General features: G+C 58.1%; 19 protein-coding genes. 1 reads left to right on the forward strand and 18 read right to left on the reverse strand.

Features of this window, described 5'->3' with window-relative positions:
* Window positions 1-27 precede the first annotated feature (27 nt).
* From OG452_RS05105 to uraD, 5 genes are all read right to left on the reverse strand, one after another.
* Window positions 28-1542, reverse strand: coding sequence for a nucleobase:cation symporter-2 family protein (locus tag OG452_RS05105; RefSeq protein WP_442809952.1), 1515 nt, complete (start codon window positions 1540-1542; stop codon window positions 28-30).
* Between the two features lie 285 nt (window positions 1543-1827).
* On the reverse strand, window positions 1828-3213 hold the full coding sequence (locus tag OG452_RS05110) for an 8-oxoguanine deaminase (RefSeq protein ID WP_327294412.1): 1386 nt from the start codon (window positions 3211-3213) through the stop codon (window positions 1828-1830).
* 175 nt (window positions 3214-3388) lie between these two features.
* Window positions 3389-4312 carry a factor-independent urate hydroxylase gene (gene pucL / locus OG452_RS05115; protein ID WP_327294413.1) on the reverse strand — a complete coding sequence of 308 codons (924 nt, stop codon included), beginning with the start codon at window positions 4310-4312 and terminating at the stop codon, window positions 3389-3391.
* Window positions 4313-4319: 7 nt separating this feature from the next.
* Window positions 4320-4709 (reverse strand): hydroxyisourate hydrolase, encoded by a 390-nt coding sequence (uraH, locus tag OG452_RS05120; protein WP_327294414.1) that lies wholly within the window; start codon window positions 4707-4709, stop codon window positions 4320-4322.
* A 5-nt stretch (window positions 4710-4714) separates the two neighbouring features.
* Window positions 4715-5284 carry a 2-oxo-4-hydroxy-4-carboxy-5-ureidoimidazoline decarboxylase gene (gene uraD / locus OG452_RS05125; protein WP_327294415.1) on the reverse strand — a complete coding sequence of 190 codons (570 nt, stop codon included), beginning with the start codon at window positions 5282-5284 and terminating at the stop codon, window positions 4715-4717.
* Between the two features lie 249 nt (window positions 5285-5533).
* On the opposite strand from uraD, the gene OG452_RS05130 reads away from it, so the two are divergent.
* Window positions 5534-7147 (forward strand): recombinase family protein, encoded by a 1614-nt coding sequence (locus OG452_RS05130; protein ID WP_327294416.1) that lies wholly within the window; start codon window positions 5534-5536, stop codon window positions 7145-7147.
* A 251-nt stretch (window positions 7148-7398) separates the two neighbouring features.
* Here OG452_RS05130 and OG452_RS05135 read toward each other — a convergent pair whose 3' ends face one another.
* The 13 genes from OG452_RS05135 to OG452_RS05195 form a co-directional block, all read right to left on the reverse strand.
* A complete protein-coding gene (locus tag OG452_RS05135; protein ID WP_327294418.1) occupies window positions 7399-7623 on the reverse strand; it encodes a hypothetical protein in 225 nt (74 codons plus the stop codon).
* A 196-nt stretch (window positions 7624-7819) separates the two neighbouring features.
* Window positions 7820-7990 carry a hypothetical protein gene (locus tag OG452_RS05140; protein ID WP_327294419.1) on the reverse strand — a complete coding sequence of 57 codons (171 nt, stop codon included), beginning with the start codon at window positions 7988-7990 and terminating at the stop codon, window positions 7820-7822.
* A 171-nt stretch (window positions 7991-8161) separates the two neighbouring features.
* Window positions 8162-8563 (reverse strand): deoxycytidylate deaminase, encoded by a 402-nt coding sequence (locus OG452_RS05145; RefSeq protein WP_327294420.1) that lies wholly within the window; start codon window positions 8561-8563, stop codon window positions 8162-8164.
* A gap of 195 nt (window positions 8564-8758) precedes the next feature.
* Entirely contained in the window at window positions 8759-9157 is a 399-nt protein-coding gene (locus OG452_RS05150; RefSeq protein WP_327294421.1) for a hypothetical protein, read from the reverse strand.
* Entirely contained in the window at window positions 9154-9399 is a 246-nt protein-coding gene (locus OG452_RS05155; RefSeq protein WP_327294422.1) for a hypothetical protein, read from the reverse strand. Before OG452_RS05155 ends, OG452_RS05150 begins: the two co-directional genes overlap by 4 nt.
* Window positions 9399-9569, reverse strand: a complete 171-nt coding sequence (locus tag OG452_RS05160; RefSeq protein WP_327294423.1) for a hypothetical protein — start codon at window positions 9567-9569, stop codon at window positions 9399-9401. Before OG452_RS05160 ends, OG452_RS05155 begins: the two co-directional genes overlap by 1 nt.
* Window positions 9570-9935: 366 nt before the next feature.
* The gene (locus tag OG452_RS05165) at window positions 9936-11912 is read right to left on the reverse strand and encodes a DNA polymerase (protein ID WP_327294424.1); all 1977 of its coding nucleotides are present in this window, start codon (window positions 11910-11912) and stop codon (window positions 9936-9938) included.
* 27 nt (window positions 11913-11939) lie between these two features.
* On the reverse strand, window positions 11940-12119 hold the full coding sequence (locus OG452_RS05170) for a hypothetical protein (protein ID WP_327294425.1): 180 nt from the start codon (window positions 12117-12119) through the stop codon (window positions 11940-11942).
* Window positions 12116-12826 carry an FAD-dependent thymidylate synthase gene (gene thyX / locus OG452_RS05175; protein ID WP_327294426.1) on the reverse strand — a complete coding sequence of 237 codons (711 nt, stop codon included), beginning with the start codon at window positions 12824-12826 and terminating at the stop codon, window positions 12116-12118. The genes OG452_RS05170 and thyX overlap by 4 nt, the downstream gene beginning before the upstream one ends.
* Window positions 12827-13470: 644 nt before the next feature.
* Window positions 13471-14016, reverse strand: coding sequence for a hypothetical protein (locus OG452_RS05180; protein WP_327294427.1), 546 nt, complete (start codon window positions 14014-14016; stop codon window positions 13471-13473).
* A 75-nt stretch (window positions 14017-14091) separates the two neighbouring features.
* Window positions 14092-16116 carry a ribonucleoside-triphosphate reductase, adenosylcobalamin-dependent gene (gene nrdJ, locus OG452_RS05185; RefSeq protein WP_327294428.1) on the reverse strand — a complete coding sequence of 675 codons (2025 nt, stop codon included), beginning with the start codon at window positions 16114-16116 and terminating at the stop codon, window positions 14092-14094.
* Window positions 16113-16313: a hypothetical protein gene (locus OG452_RS05190; RefSeq protein ID WP_327294429.1), complete on the reverse strand. Its 201-nt coding sequence runs from the start codon at window positions 16311-16313 to the stop codon at window positions 16113-16115. The genes nrdJ and OG452_RS05190 overlap by 4 nt, the downstream gene beginning before the upstream one ends.
* Window positions 16313-16870: a hypothetical protein gene (locus OG452_RS05195; protein ID WP_327294430.1), complete on the reverse strand. Its 558-nt coding sequence runs from the start codon at window positions 16868-16870 to the stop codon at window positions 16313-16315. The genes OG452_RS05190 and OG452_RS05195 overlap by 1 nt, the downstream gene beginning before the upstream one ends.
* Window positions 16871-16987 lie beyond the last annotated feature (117 nt).

Consider the following 16987-nt stretch of genomic DNA (forward strand, 5'->3'; position numbering starts at 1 on the left):
GTCATGTCTCGGTCAGTCACACCACTGTCAGTGGAGTGCGGCTGCCGCCTTGGCGACAGCCTGCTGTGTCGCGTTGTCGTCGACAGTGGGCTCGCCCACCGTCTCCGGGGTCCCGTCGCTCTTCCTTCGCCCCAGGTGGTTGAAGGCCAGGTTGAGCACGATGGCCACCACACACCCGGTGGAAATGCCCGAGTCGAGCACCACCAGGACGTTCTTCGGGAACGCGTGGTAGAAGTCCGGCGCCGCGATCGGGATCAGCCCGATGCCCAGCGAGGTGGCGACGATCAGGGCGTTCTCGCCCTTCTCCATGGCCGCACCCGCCAGCGTCTGGATACCGCTGGCCGCGACCGAGCCGAAGAGCACGATCCCGGCACCGCCCAGCACCGGCAGCGGTACGAGCGCGATCGCCGCCGCGGCCATCGGACAGAGGCCGAGCAGGATCAGGATTCCGCCGCCGGTCGCCACGACGTACCGGCTGCGCACCTTGGTCATCGCCACCAGGCCGATGTTCTGTGCGAAGGCGCTCGCCATGAAGCTGTTGAAGAACGGGCTGATCAGGCTGGAGACCGTGTCGGCGCGCAGTCCCCCCTCGATGGTCCGCTCGTCGGCGGGCCGGCCCACCACCTTGCCGAGCGCCAGCATGTCGGCGGTCGACTCGGTCATACAGACGAGCATCACGATGCACATCGAGATGATCGCGGAGATCTCGAACTGCGGGGCGCCGAAGTGGAAGGGCGTCGGGAACCCGACCGGGTCGGCGTTGCGCATCGCGTCGAAGCTGGTCATGCCCATCGGTATGGCGACGACCGTACCGACCACCAGACCCAGCAGGATGGCGATCTGCTGGAGGAAGCCGCGGAGCAGTTTCCGCAGGGCCAGGACGATCAACAGGGTGAGGGCGGCCATGCCGATGTTCTTCATCGAGCCGTAGCCCGCGGCCCCCTGTGTCCCCTGCGACCAGCCGAAGGCGACCGGCAGCAGCGAGACCCCGATGAGGGTGATGACGGTGCCGGTGACGACCGGCGGGAAGAACCGGAGCAACTTGCTGAAGTACGGGGCGAGTATGAACCCCAGCACGCTCGCCACGATGATCGCGCCGAAGATCACGGCGATGCCCTCGTGTCCGCGGCCCTTGCCGATGGCGATCATCGGGCTGACACCGCCGAACGAGACACCGTTGACGAACGGCAGCCGGGAACCGACCCGCCAGAACCCGAGGGTCTGGAACAGGGTGGCGATGCCCGCGGTGAACAGGGCCGCCCCGACGAGGAAGGCGGTCTCCTTGGCGGTGAGCCCCACGGCGGGGCCCACGATCATCGGCGGGGCGACAACTCCCGCGTACATGGCGGCCACATGCTGAAGGCCACTGCTGAACATCTTGAAGGGCGGAAGGATTTCGTCGACCGGGTGCTTCGCAGCGGTCTCTCCCTGTTCCGCTGAGATGGTGCCGGGGTCCTCGGAGGTCGCTCCGGGGGCTCCGGTTGATTCGGTGTCGGCGGCTGTTTCTGCTGCATCGGTGCGAAACCTGGGCTCGGCGGCCACGGCGGCTCCTCCGGTCGGGTACACGTCGGCGGTGACGTGGGTGTCAGGGAGGTGGTGCGGAATGCAGGTGCGGCTGCGGGAGGGGGTAAGGGCGGTACTGCTGCGTTTCTCAGTCGGGTACCGGGCGGGGCACGGGGGTTCCGGGGAGGGTTTCCGGGTACGTCACCGCCCCGGAGGGCGTATGCACTCTGGGCACACACCCCCCGGTCACGGCTGCCGTGAACCCCGCTCGGGTTCGCGGCCGCCGGCCGGGGACCGTCCTCCCCGGCCGGAGCTTGTCGGACGTCAGGCCTGCGCGGCGATCTGCGCCAGGCGCCGGGCCTCGTCCCGCGTGGAGCGGGCGATGGCGTCCTCGTCCACCGTGGTCAGGTGGTTGTCCTCGACGACGGGCTTGCCGTTGACGAGGGAGAGCGTGACGGGGGCCGCGGCGCCGAAGACGAGCGCGGTCACCGGGTCGGCGATGGAGGCGTGGGCGAGGGTGTCCATCTTCCACAGCACCAGGTCGGCGAGCTTCCCCGGTTCCAGCGAACCGATCTCCGCGGCACGGCCCAGGACCTGGGCTCCGCCGTACGTGCCGAGGCGAAGCGCCTGACGGGCGTTGAGGGCCGCTTCGCGGTGGGCGCCGAGGCGGTTGATGAGCAGGGCGTTGCGCAGCTCGGTGTGCAGTTCGCCGGACTCGTTGGACGCGGTGCCGTCGACTCCGAGGCCGACCGGCACGCCGGCCTTCAGCATGTCGGGGACCCGGGCGATCCCGGCCGCCAGACGGGCGTTGGAGGACGGGCAGTGGGCGACGCCGGTCCCGGTCCGGGCGAAGGCGGCGATGTCGGAGTCGTTCATGTGGACGCAGTGCGCCATCCACACGTCGTCGCCGAGCCAGCCTGTCGACTCGAAGTAGTCGGTCGGGCCCATCCCGAACAGCTCCTTGCAGAACTGCTCCTCCTCCACGGTCTCGCTGCCGTGGGTGTGCAGGCGTACACCCTTGCGGCGCGCCAGCTCGGCCCCCTGCTTGAGCAGTTCGGTCGAGACGGAGAAGGGCGAGCAGGGTGCGACGGCGACCTGGGTCATCGAGTCGAACGAGGCGTCGTGGTGCTGGTCGACCGTCGCCTCGGTGGCCGCGAGCGCGCCTTCGAGGGTCTCGACGGCGAAGTCCGGGGGCAGCCCGCCGTCCTTCTTGCTGCGGTCCATGGAGCCGCGGGCCAGCGTGAACCGTACGCCCATCTCGGCGGCGGCGCCGATGACGGCGCTCGACAGGTCGCCGGAGCCCTGCGGGAAGACATAGTGGTGGTCCATCGCGGTGGTGACGCCACCGCGGGCCATCATGGCGAGGGAGCCCTGCGCGGCCGAGCGGACCATCTGCTCGTCGATGCGCGCCCAGGTCGGGTAGAGCGCGACGAGCCAGTTGAAGAGATTGTGGTCGGTGGCCACACCCCGGGTGATCCACTGGTAGAAGTGGTGGTGGGTGTTGACCAGGCCCGGAGTCACCAGGTGTGCGGTGCCGTCGATCCGGCGTACGACGCCGGTGAGTCCGTCGGGGGCCTTGCCCGCGCCGACGGATTCGATGCGATTCCCTGCGACCACGACATGCCCCGATGCGTACTCGGTGTCGTGGGCGTCGACTGTCGCGATGGCTACGTTCTCGATGACCGTGCGCGCGGCTGCCGTTGCTGCCATGGGGATACCTTCTCTCGCGGGTGGCGATGTGGGCACGGCAGGACCCCAGGAGGATTTGAGTGCCGCAGCCGCGTGGCTCCGGGTGCCGAAGTGGTGCAGTGAAGTTGTGTGGCGGGTCCGGGTCCGGTACGCCGCCGCCGGCTGAGGCGGCCCGCGGCGGCGTACCGGCCGGGTCTCAGAGGTTGGTCATGTCCACCGGGATACGGGGATCGGCGCCGTCCCGCAGGATGGTCCCCTCGATCAGTCCGTACGGCCGGTCGGCCGCGAAGTAGACCTCGTTGTCGTTCTTGAGGCCGAAGGGCTCCAGGTCCACCAGGAAGTGGTGGCTGTTCGGCAGCGAGAACCGGATCTCGTCGATCTCGCTGCGGCTGTTGATGATGCGCGAGCCCATCTGGTACATGGTCTGCTGCAGGGAGAGCGAGTACGTCTCGGCGAAGGCCTGGAGCATGTGCTTCTTGCACTGCTCGTAGGACTTCTCCCAGTTCGGCATACGGTCCGCGTCGCTGGTCCAGTTGTACCGCCACTGGGACGACACCGCGGTCGCGAGGATGCGGTCGTACGCCTCCTTGAGCGTCGTGTACTTGTCCTTGGCGTAGCCCCAGAACTCCGAGTTGGTGGAGTTCATCACCGTCAGGTTCTTCAGACCCGAGATGACCTGCCACTTCTCACCGTCGAAGGTGATCTCGGCGGTGCGCAGCTCCTGGCCCTTGCGGACGAAGGAGTGCTGGACGTCGTCGGCGCCGATGAACTGCGAGCTGGCGTCGGAGGTGGCGATGCGCTCCCAGGCGTACTCCTCGATGCGGATCCTGGCGCGGTGGATCCCTTCCTGGCTGGTCACGAAGTGCCGGGCGAGGTGGATGCCGAACTGCTCGGCGGACTCGATGCCGTGCTCCTTGGCGAACGCGAACACCGTGTTCTTGGTGGTGTCGGTCGGCAGCACGTTGGCATTGGAGCCGGAGTAGTGGACGTCGTCCATCTCGCCGGAGAGGGCGACCGAGACGTTCAGATCCTTGATGTGGTGGGTGTCGCCGTCCCGCGTGATCTTGACTACGCGGTTCTCTGCTTTGCCGTACTGGTTCTGGCCGAGAATCGTGGGCATGTCGGTGCTAGCTCCCTCGGTATACGGAGTAGCCGAACGGGTTGAGCAGCAGCGGTACGTGGAAGTGCTCACCCGGGACGACGGCGAATGTGATCGCCACCTCCGGGAAGAAAGCGCCGCTGTCCCTTACGCGGGGGGCGTCCTGCTGTGCCTCGGCTTGTTTCTTGGAGAAGTACGCCTCGGTTTCGAAATCGAGGCGTACGTGGGTTGTTCCTTCCGGCAGGGCCGGCAGGTCCTTGCAGCGCCCGTCGGCGTCGGTCGCGGATCCTCCCAGGGCCGTCCACTGCTCGCCGTGGCCACTGCGGGCCGCGAGCGAGATGGCGACACCTTCGGCCGGGCGTCCCACGCTGGTGTCCAGGATGTGCGTGGACACCGAAGCGGTGGTCTGCGTGCTCAAGACCTTCACTCTCCTTCTTCCGCGGCCGCCGCGTTCTCCGCGGTGGCCGTTGCGACCAGATTCAGCCGGATACGGTTGATCTTGCCCAGTTCGGTGCGCACGATCGCGCGCTCCTGCTCGGGCGTATTGCCGGACCGGGCCTTCATCGCGTCGCGCATCTGCTCGCCGGTGGCACCGGTCGCGCAGATCAGAAAGACATGTCCGAACTTCTCCTGGTAGGCCAGGTTCAGTTCGAGCATCTCGGCCTTGAGCTCCTCGGTGGCTCCGGCCATCCCCCGCTGTTCACGGGAGGAGGTCGGGTCTCCGGGTTTCGGCCGCCCGATCGGCGGGTGCCCTGCCATCGCCTCGGCCAGATCCTCCGCGGTCAGCTCCGCCGTGGCGGCGTCACTGGCGCGGAAGAGTGCCTCAGCTGTGGCGTACGGGCGCTGGGCGAGGATTTTGCTCCCCCAGACCGAACTGGCGCAGACCTCGTGAAGCGCGGCTCGCGCCACGCTGTCCCGCAGGGTGTTGAACCGGGCGAGACCCTCGGGGGTTCCGGGGTTCTCCCCCGGCAAACGCTCTGGACTCGAAGTCACGGGGACCTCCGTGGCCTTGTATGGGCCTTGTGCTGGACGGGCTGCGGATAGCTAACGCCCTCGGAAACACCACGTCAACACTTTGTTGAAAACTTGGTGAGACAAAAACCGCCGCCCGGCATCCCGGACGGCGGCTGGCGGACGCGGCGGGGCCCACCGGGCCGCCGCGGCAACGGTCAGTCGCCCTTGGCGACGTTTTCCCGGTTCAGGTAGTTGTAGACGAAGAACTACATCAGCTACCCTCAACGGGTGACTGTGACCTTTGAAGACCTGTGGCCCGTGGCCCTCCTGGACGAAGCTGGCTGGTCCGCTTCCGAGAGGAGAGAGCTTGCCGACCTACAGGAGAGGCTGTCAGCCCTCCCAGCGACCGCTTCGCGAGTCCTGCTGTCCATCCGTCTCTCCATCCTGACTGACGAGACCACATCTCCCATTAGGCAAGAGCTGGACCTTGTCCGCATGGCTGTAGAGCGGGGAAGCAGGGTGGTGGGCATAGCACGAGACCTAGGGGTATCCGCTACCAAAGTGCCTCCGTGGAAGAGACCTCAGCTAGGAGAGTGGATCAGGAACAGAGCCCCTGAGTTCGATGAGATCTTGTTTTGGAAACTGGACCGCTTCGTAAGAAGGATCTCTGACCTGCATCTGATGATCGAGTGGTGCAAGGAGTACCAGAAGACCCTTGCAGCCAAGAATGACCCGATTGACCTAAGCACAGAGTTCGGTCAGTTCATGGTCACAATCATTGCTGGTATGGCTCGGATTGAGGCAGCCAACACAGGAGTCCGTATCGAGTCCCTGTGGAAGTTCTCTCGCACTGTTGAAAAGCGCTGGCTAATTGGAAAGCCTGTATACGGGTACAAGACCGAGCTAGGAGAGGACGGAACTAAGTCCCTGGTATTTGACCAGGGTAAGGTTCGGGCACTTCGTTGGGTGTACTCCATGGTGATTCGCGGAGCATCGCTCTATAAAGCCTGCAAGCTACTCACTCGCGCTGGCATTCTCCCCCCCAACAAGGGGCAATGGTCACAGGGCAACTTGAAGGTGATCCTCATCAACCCCGCCCTTATGGGATATAGGGTCTATCGCCCTGAAGGGCATAAGCAGGGAAAGCCCCCACTCATCGCCTACAGCACTGATGGCACTCCTATCAAGATTACCGAGGGCATCTTCACCAAGGAAGAGTTTGACCGAATGCAATCCATTCTTGAGGCCAGATCCAACAAGGAAGTGAAGCAGCAAAACCAGAGAACGCCCTTTCTCGGAATCATCAAATGTGGCAACTGTGGAAAGAACTGGTACGACACAGCAAAGTCCTGGAAGAGAGCTACGGGGGAGGTCATGAATAGCAGCAGACTCCGTTGTTCCTCTTACTTGACAGGCTCTTGCGGCATGAAGGCTCTTAACGATCCTGGGAAGATCTACTCACTACTCAAGGACACAGTGCTGGAAGAGATTGGCGACTATGAAGTCATTCATAGGAAGTACACTCGCGGAGATGACAGCCTGGCAAGGAAGATCCAGCTTGAAGAGCAAATCAGCCACTACATGACTGCCCTTGAGCCTGGAGGAAGTTACCGCGATGGAGGATTCATTGAGGCCAAAGCAAAGGAGACCCTGTCTTCACTCGGTAGGGAGCTAGCTAGCATTGATCCTGAGTCTGTAGAAGACCGCTGGACGTATGAATCCCAAGGAGTCACTTACCGGCAGCACTGGGAAACACACGGCGTGAAGAAGATGGAGGAAGACCTAGTCCGCAGTGGGATCACTTTCGTAATCTATGAGGACCACGCTGACCTGAATGTCCCTCATGACATCAAGGAACGGCTGATTGTCCGAGGGGACTTCTTCGGAGCAAAGCGCATTTGAGCAATACAAAGAACCCCCTGCCTCCGGGCAGGGGGTTCTTCTCTTTTCACTTCACGTACAGCAGAGTCTTATTGCCATCAGCATCAACCTTGTAGACATAGACCTTCAATCTGCCACCTCACTGAGTGGGCCCCAAATGATTTCCAAAAGATCCAGGTTGGTTAGGTACCCATCACTGTCTTCCGAGATGAGTTCCCAGCCTCCATCGTCGCCTGATTCCCAAATATCCCCGTCAGCATCTCGAAGCTTCATCAGCCCTTAACCCCAAACTCTTCAAGCCACTCGGACCTAGGGATTTCTACGTATCCTGAGGCAAAGTGCCCATGGAGATCATAGGTACAGAATTCCTCATAGACCTTCAGATCCTCTTTAGCCCAGTAGTGCGGGTAACTCTTGAGTACAGCCACAGCACCTGCATGGTCATATGTATCCAAGTCAGGGTCATTCCCAGAGGAGTAAACAAGGTACTTAGACATCAGGCCCTCTCCACCTTCACAGTCTTACCTTCATGCTCAGTGACCCACTTGAAGAACTCATCAACAGCATCCTGGTCCCTGAACTTTGCCATACTATGGAACACAGGCCCATTCACAGTGCAGAGCCACTTACCCTTTCGCCCTGGAATCTCAGAGACAACCAGCTGTCGCCCAGGGAGTCCACTCTTTCTGTCCATCAGATATTGCCTCCAGCCGATTCCCAGCACCTCAGGAAGAAGTCCACCTCATCCTGATAGTGGTCAAGCCCGTCTGCTTCACCGTTCTCAAGATTCTTGTGAATGTCATAGTCAAGCTCAGCAACATACATCCGGAGAGTAGCCTCAAGGATGGAAGGGTTAAGCTCCATCAGTTCTCCTCCTTGCACTTCAGAAGCAGTCGAATAGCTGTCAGCTCACGTTCCTTGGACTTCCTAGCCTCAGCAACAGCAGCGTTAGCCCGCTTGTAAGCCTTCCTGTACTCCTCATGCCAGTAATTGGCCCTGTCTTTGTAGTGCTGCAAATCCCCATAGCTCACAGGCTCAGTCCTCAATCCAAGTGACTTCTTCAATGCTGGCTGCTCGTATCAGTTTCGAACAGTCCTTGCAGGGTTTGCGAGTGACGTAAAGGGTCGCTCCTTGGCAGTCCTCCCAGGAGGCGTAGAGGAGTGCATTGGCTTCGGCGTGTGTTTCGACACAGTCTTCATAGCCTGATCCTGAGGGCTGGTCTGAGACGCATCTAGGGCACTCTCCTGCGAGGCAGGAGGGTCCTCCCGGGTAGGAGCCGTTGAACCCTGTGGACTTAATTCTATTGTCCTGTCCAACGAGAACAGCTCCCACCCGACTTCGTAGGCAATCACCCCTTGCTGCAACAGCTTGAGCAATTCCAAGGAAGTAAGTCGGCCAGTCTGGTCTGTCATCAGTCACTTCCCTCAGCTGTGTCATAGGCAGTGGCCTCCTTGACTACTCGTATTCGATATCGAGCCCCGTACTTAGCTGCATCCCGCTTACCAACAAGGTGACCTGACTCAGTTAGACCTTCGTCAGTGTGATGCTTTCTCCGATAGAACCGAGCCAACTCATGCCAGAAAGCCTCATTGCCGAGATCTACGTAACGCTCAACAAGCCAAATTTCCTCAGTCACTTATCCTCCAGTGCGGCGCGGATGTCCGGGATCATGGCTGTTACCCATCCCCGATGCTCTGTGTCGTCAAGCACAGCGTGAACACGCTCGATGGTGGAATACAGCGAGAGGGCTGCACTGTTTGACTTGTCCAGCTCAGCGCGAAGCCGGGCGTTGTCCGCGCGCAGTGCACCGAACTCTGTGTCGTACTCCGCGTCGTACTCAGCATCAGCTACGGCCATAGCAGCTTTAGCAGCAAGACGACGGAAGTGGACATTCAAAGCCCCAGCTTCCTCCATGGCGTCCTCGTACCGCTCTTGTCGCTCACCAACAGCAAGACGCTCATTAAGCCCCTGAGACACCGCAGCAACCCTCTTAGCACTCTCAGCAATCTGCCTCTGAATATCCTCAGTCACTCTTCACCATCCACGTAGATAACAGTCTCCTCAGGAGCCAGCTCGTAGTTGAAGTACCGAATAGCCATATCCCCAGCCAGCTTTCTGGGGAGACCCTTCCTACGAGCAACCTTGTAAATACCTGAAGCAAGTTGGGTCACTCGGGCAATAACATCTGCCCTGCTCAACAGATCCTGATAAAGCTTGTCCAACTGAAGCTCCGCAGTAAGCATGTCGAACTCAGCGTTGGTATTGTCTTCCATCAGAACGTCTCCTCTACAGAAGTACTGCGAACGATAAAGCCCATGAGGTTATCCCTGTCACAGAATCCGTCATCAATCCAGTCAGCAGTTACACCAGGGATCTCATCAGCAGAGTAGTAATCCCCCTCGTAGGTAACCTCAATGGTCATGGTAAGAATCTTCTTACTCATCAGTTCTCCTCCAGTAGAAAAGGGCTACCAGGACGGTATGTGAGGCTAAAATATTGCCCATAAGGCGATTCCAGCAGAACAGTCACACCATAACGACCTGCCTTGGGGTACTCCAGGACAATGCAGGTTCCGACATCCATACAAACCCTGTCTCCTGGATGAAGGTCTTCAATGAACCGCTCTCCCTTAGGGAGCCAGCTGCTATCCATCAGTCATCCACCTCACAAGTGTGGTCAATCCAAGCGAATACTTCTCCATCAGTAGTGTCTGTCTGCACTTCTCCTCGTTCCCCACAAGCCCCACACTCCCAACTAACCCAACAACCAAAGGATGTTCCGTCTGACAGCATTCGGGGCATTAGTTCTCCTAGTGCTTAGAGTTGGCAGCGTCCAAGACACTGCCCCAGGACTGCTCGCCAATTTCACCCTCAGCAGGAACGTAGATTCCCTGCTTGTGGAACTCCATAATCTTCTCGGCCCTAGCGGTCAGCTCAGCAGCCCTTTCCTTGGGGAAACTGAAGACCACTTCATCGTGAACAATGAGACGGATATAGGGTGTGAATCCTGCCTCATGAAGGTCCAGGACAGTGCTCACAGTGATATCCCTGGCAGCACTCTGAATAGCGAAGTTGATGGCCGCATACTCGTGTCCAGGGTCAACAATGAGCCAGCGGCCAGTAATGGTGTAGATACCACCATTGCGCTTAGCCTCATTGGCCCGCTTTCGGGCGTAAGCAGCAACACCAGGATAGAGCCGGTTGAATCCCTCAACAACCTTCTTGGCCTGAGCCAGAGGAATATCAGCCTGCTCAGAAAGGGCCTTAGCCCCTCCTCCATAGGCAATCAGGAAGTTGCACATCTTTCCAATCTTCCGGGAAACTCCTGCTGCATCTGCTGTGAGCTGATGAAGGTCTTCACCATTAGCGAATGCCGCCAACATTCGCTTGTCACCAGATAGAGCCGCCGCTACCCGAAGTTCCTGGTTAGCAAAGTCAATGCAGACCGTTACGTGACCAGGCTCAGCAAGGAAGCAATGGCGCACATAACCAGTACCAGAAGGAAGAGTCTGAGCTGCAATGGCTCCAGTAACACTCATCCTCGCTGTCCGGGCCTGGAGAGGGTTGATATTTACATGGACCCTCCCATTCCTGTCCCGGTTGTTGTAAGCAGCTTCAAACCAGGTCTTGCGTTTCTTCTGAGCCGACTTCGCCTTGATGATGGCTTCAGTCAGCGGGTGGTCAATACCCTGTAGGACCGAATCATCTACAGACAGCTGCCCCTTAGGATGCTCCTTGCTCGGCTTAGTCCTCTTGGAGTCCTTGGTGAACTTGTGGCCTATTCGCTCAAGGGCAGCGATGATCTGGTCAGCAGAGCCAATTAGCTCTACGCCCCACTTGGCTGCAACAGACCGCCACTTACTCTCTTCAGCCTTAAGCTCCTGGATACGGTCCCAGGCATACACGTCATCAACCAGATAGCCAGCACGTTCAAGCTGGTAGGTAACCCAGTTGATCCTGTGTTCCCAACCAATGAGCCCCTTCTTGATGGACCTTTGGGAGATTTTAGGGAAGAGGAGCTTAGTCAGCCGGAATGCCCAGATAGGGTCCATTCCTGCGTAGAGGTTGTACCCCTCATGATCGAGAGGCACCTTGCCCCACACATTATCCTTGTTGACCTTGCCGTAAATGCCTTCCTTGAACTCACGAATATACTTAAGACCCCGTGCCTTCAGGCTCTCCTTGGAGACCTCAGGATCATCAGCGAATCTGAACTCCAGGGTCTGACCGCTGCTGTCCCTGGCTTTGTACCCAACAAGCTCTTTCTGACTATTCAGATCCTGAGCTATCTCGGTCATGGACTTCTTGACCCGAGCGCCCATCTCAGCGTCGATGTAGTGAGGGACCAGCTCTTCGAGCTTGAGTCCAGGTCCACCGCTGTCCTTTCCTCTTGAATCCACCAAGTGAGCCAGGATCTTGGTATCCCACATTTTCTGCACAAGCGGGTAAGGGTCTACACCGAAGCACTCTTCAATTACATGAAGGTCGAAGCATCGGTTATGAGCTGACAGCCTCTCAGCAGTTGTCAGGGCCCACTTCATGGCCTTCACATAAGGCTCACCAAGCTCTACTGGGATAACCCAGGCAGTGTCATGGTTTCCGAACTGAGCCAGCCTGCAACCGTACTTATCGGGAGCATCCCACCAGTTGAAGCCCCCAGTAGTCTCCGTATCAAACCCCATGAAGGGGTTGTCTATAACGAACTGCTTGAACGGGAGGAGGTCTCTTACTGTCTCGACCACATTGATAGTGATCGGGCCCTTAACGTCGCACTTAATGACCTTCAATAGAAGACCTCCCCCTGTTGAGTTGACCTACGCCTTAATGACACTCGACACAGTTACTTCCATGACCCGGATCACATGCCAGCAACCGGAGCCCTTTGCCATGAGATCCATGTACTCGATTGCATCTGTCTCGTCATCAAACTGATGAAGAGCGACGTAACGAAATCCTTCGTGCTTACGAACCTCATACTTCTCGGTGTAGTTCACTTCTCACCACTTCCATAGGGCTCATCCGGTATGTCAGAGAACGAGTTCGGAGCAATCTCCTTGAGATGCATGAGAACCTTGTGAGCGAACTTCTGAAGCTCTGCATCTGCATGGACTGAGTGACGCTTCTGGAGTGTGTCTCGCCAAGCCCTCAGGTTCCCTGTAACCACCATGTCCACAGGAGCTGCATTGGGGAGAACAGAACGAGCAGCCTCACGGGCCTGCTTACGAGTAAAGCCCCGTTCCGTCAGGTTCTGAACCAGATGTTCGTATGTCGCTACGGCAACCTCGTACACCTCATAGACCAGACCCTCAGGGAAGTCCGTGTTCTTAATAGCAGGGGGAATAACAGGCTCGGTCTTCGAGTAGTCCACATAGCGCTGAGAGACCACGGAAAAGGAGAGGTGTCGGTGACGAGTCAGCTCAGTCAGAAGGGCTCGGGAGACATCTCGAACCAAGAAGGTCACCGAGGCGTGCTCAAGCACTGAGAAGTGCTGCTGACTCAGGATGTTGCTGAGGTAGCCCTCATTGGTGGCCGTAGCAGGGTTAGGGCGGTTGAAGCTCTTGTAGCAAAGGCGCCCGGCACCTTCTACCAGACCATCCGCTCCCGTGGTGTTTTCAGAGCTGAGTGGTCCCATTTCGTACCCATACGCATCCCACATGGGTAGAACGTCTACGACGGTTTCAGCAAGAACAGAGACCTTCAAAGTAGCTCCTCAGTAGTTGTGGTGAGTAGTCCAGTAGGACCAGGCAGAACAGGCGCCGCCGTAGCGGCTGTTCACATAGCTCCTCATCCAACGGAGCTGAGTAGTGGCGTTAGTTCGCCAGTCACTTCCAGCAGACGCCATCTTTGAGCCAGGAAGGCTCTGAGGCAGCCCGTAAGCGCCTGAGGAGGGATTGGTGGCAGAAACCCTCCAGCCCGACTCGTGAGAGATCAGAGAGGCTGCACAGCCATACTGAGAGCCGAAGACTGCTCGGGCCTGGTTCTGTACTGAGCCCCAAGGAAGAGCAGTGACCTTCTTGCGCTTGTAGTCCCGAGTAGCTGCCTGGACAGTCACTCGGACTGTGACCCTGGGCCAGGAACCTTCTTGGTAACTGTTGGGCCAGGGACAGGAGTTGGGGAGACCTCAACCTGAGTAACTGTGGGTCCTGGAACAGGAACCCTCTTCACTACCGGCTTTACAGGCTCTGGCACAGCAACAGCCACAGCACCACCAAGAACCAGAACTGCACTGCTCAGAACGAGGATCTTCGCTGACTTGACATTCAATTGATCTCCCATGCCGGAGGGCTAAGGGGCCAGGCCGTATTGCCTGGCCCCCGGTTCTGACCTCTTAGCAACTTTTAGCGGTTACTTGAACTCGCCTGTCTTCTTGTCCTTCCACAGTGGGGCACACTGCTGGTCCTTGGGAGTGCCCTGAGGGGCACCACAGAACTGAGCCTCCCAAGAGCCACCGTTCTTGTAATTCCGGTTCCCATGAGCACATGTATAGCCACCTCCAGCGGCCACAGGAGCCTGTGCAACCGGCTGATGAACTACCTGACCATTCTGGAAAGTGGGCTGGGCAACCGGAGTACTCGGAGTACCAGGGTTATAGGTGGAACGAACATAATCAGCGGCTCGGGAAACCAGCTCAATAAGCCCCTCGTTCTTCATGGCTGCAACAAGTGCCTTAGCATCCCGTGCAGTCTGCTCTGCACTAGCCCCATAAACAGTGGGGGTGAACCACTCCGCATCGTAGCCAGCAGCAGCCTTAAGGGTCATGCCAATCTTGAAGGGGTTAGGAGAAGAAGCAATCGGAGTGGTCACAGGCGGCTCCTGAGCGTTGTTAGCAGCTTCGTGGGACTCCCAAGGGGAGGTAGTTCCAAACGGGTCGAACGGGTCTTCAGCAGTCATGTGCTTACCTCCTGGTTTAAGTATGCAGGCTTTCTGGCCTCTTCGCAACTTTTAAAGCAAGTGAACTGGCTCACATCAAATAGGGCAGGCTCCCGAAGCGCAGATCTCATCGAAGCCAGTGTCTGTGACCTCAATGCCTACCTCAGCAGCTCGGAGACGGTACTCAGCCTCAGAGATGCGCTCATACGGACTTTGCGGCATAGACATCTCAGGGAAGACCGTAGTCCCCTTGAGAACAGGCAGGAACTCAGTGAGGAGCCGCGAGAGTTCATCAACGGAGTACTGCCCAGGGTCAACATTCACTGTGTAGCTCACTGCCTGGTCCGCCCAAGCATCCTGATACAGAGCCTGCACAGAGAGCATGTCTCGAATCGTCAGGTCCCCAGCACTCTGGAAGTACTCAGGGAACTCCATCTGATCCAACAGGCTGTCCTTGGTGGGTATCTCTACCACCATCGTGTTAGCGGCGTACTGACAGGGCTCTACTTGGTAACCCTGTCGTCGGTACTCCTCTACCTGAGCAATCTCAGAAGGCTCTACAGCAGAGAACCGGATGCGCCGAATGAAGTAGGCGGCAAATGGAGCGTGTACAGCCTCGCCAGAAACACCAGCGAGCTTAGAGGTAGTCCCAGTAGGAGCAATCACACGCTTCTTGATCGGGACAGGGATACGAAGCTGGTTGCAGTACTCACTAGCTGCCTTGTCAACAGCAGCGGCCATGTCTTCCAGCTCTTCAATCAAGCGGTGATCCTCCCATGCCTGAGAGTAGAGAAGACCTTGCTTAGCCAGGTAGTCAGCGAAGCCAAGGTGCCCAACACCGATACGACGGTAACGGGCAATAGCCTCAGCGGACTTGGGGTCAGCCACCTCAGCGAAAGTGGCTCGAATCAGATACCGAGTGATGAGCCTGTGTGCCTTGCCAAGCCCAATGGCGTCAACCCCACCAATGTGGTCAACGAAAGCCCCCAGGTTCACAGAGCCAAGATTGCAGGGCTCCCAGGGAGTGAGAGTGGCCTCTCCACAGGGGTTGGTGGTGTAGGTACCGTCCACCTCTCCATCAGCCGTCAGAGCTGAGTTCCAGACACCAGGCTCTCCGTTGTGGAGCATCCCCTCAGCAATGGCCTGGAGGACTTCATACGCATAGCCCCCATGATACTTGTCTCGCATCTCAAAGAATCGAGCATCCACCTCAACAGAGATGTTGGTTGTCCAATGCCCGCCGTTCTTCTTGATGTTGATGAACTCGAAAATAAGCGGGTCATCCCAAAGCATGATGGACATGCGAGCAGAGCGACGGACACCACCAGAGACAATGCACTGAGCAATGGAGTGATCAATCTCCATAGCCTCAAGACCAGTTAGAGGCTCAGGTCCACCACAGTTTCTGACAATACCCGCAAAGATCTCCCCTACCTCGTACATCATCTGTGCAAAAGGAGCCGGGCCTGAAGCAGTACCGCCAAAGCTCTTGAGTACAGCTCCCTTAGGCCGGACACGGCTCACGTCATAGACACGCTCCTGGTGACGTGTCTTGGGGTCGTGGGCAGTCTGAATCAGATCACCAAGGGCTGCGGCCCAACCTTCACGGGAATCGAAAACGTCATAACTTCCGTACCACTCATGACTGTACTCATGGGAGATGAGACCAGCCTCAACCATGTCTGTGTAGTCCTGGTGCTCAGGGTCACAGACGATGTGGACCTGAACCGGGACCTGGACTGGAGGGAAGTCCTCAAAGTACCGAGCCGAGTAGTTGGCTCCTACTCCCCCGCCCTCTGCCAGTCGGAGAAGGGTGAAGGTGAAGTGCTCCTCCGGCTTCGCTGAATCCCAGCCAGCAGCCCAGCAGTTGTTGAGAGCGAAGTCATTGACGCCAGAGGACTTCAGATGCCGTCCAGCAGGCAAAACCTTGAAGCTCTCAATCATCTCAATCAGGGCCTCACGCTCCCCCTCTTCAATGTAGCGAGAGGGCACAAGCTTGAGATTCCCGTCAACAACTCGCCGGACTGTATCCGACCAACTCTCCTGAGAGCCATCAGGCTTAGTACGGCTGTACGTCCGATAGAAAACGGTCTTAGCAGTCTCGGTGGCAAAGCCTGTCATGCATTCTCCTTCTTAGAGCTGCGGGCATAGCTGAGCATTGAGATAAACGTATCCAGGTCCTCAGCGCTAAAGTTGTGCTCAAAGTCCATGAAATCAGGGGTACCAAATCGGAGATAAGTGAGATCAGACTCACCACCAAACACGACACTGGCTTTGTAGTCACTGCCAAACAGCAACATTGAGAGCTGAATCTCCATTAACGACCAGTCCTTGCATTCCGATTCATAATCTTGGCCAGGGTGTCTACAGCTCGGTAAGCAGCCCGTTCCTCCGACTGGTCCTTAGCAGGGATGCCATAGATGAAGACCCGCTGAAGCGCCTCCTGATGACGCTCATTCAGCTTAGGAATGGCCTTAGAGGCGTCAGCCCTGGCAGTCAGAATGTTATCCGAGATACGGCAGCGGGTTAGGTCATCCTTCTTGCCCATGAGCTGACCGATTTCATCATCGGTATAGGTGAAAGACCTCAGAGCTACACGAACCTCTTCAGGGGTGTAGTAGTACTGGTCGTCCATGAGGTCAAAGTGGTTTCGCTCCTTAGCTGCATAGCGCTTACCAGCGTTCCAGCAGACCTTACGGAGAAGATCCTCATCGTCTGTGTACCGAGACAGAATGTGCTTCTCAGTCATCAGGTGAGTGAGGATTTCCTGCTTCACATCGTCTGCCTCAACCACAGACCACTTATCAGCAATCTCACGAGCTACCTTACCGGCAATCTCGATGAGTGGAACCCAGTCAATTTCAGTATCGCTCATGCACTCTCCAGGCTTTCCAGGTCTTCGTCTCCGAGGTAGAAGAGACCATCAATAGTCCAACGTCCACGCTCGTGTGTTCCACAGTGGGAGCAGTCATTGGAGATCAGCTCAAACAAC

It is taken from the genome of Streptomyces sp. NBC_01197 (assembly GCF_036010505.1).
Classification (GTDB): Bacteria; Actinomycetota; Actinomycetes; order Streptomycetales; family Streptomycetaceae; genus Streptomyces.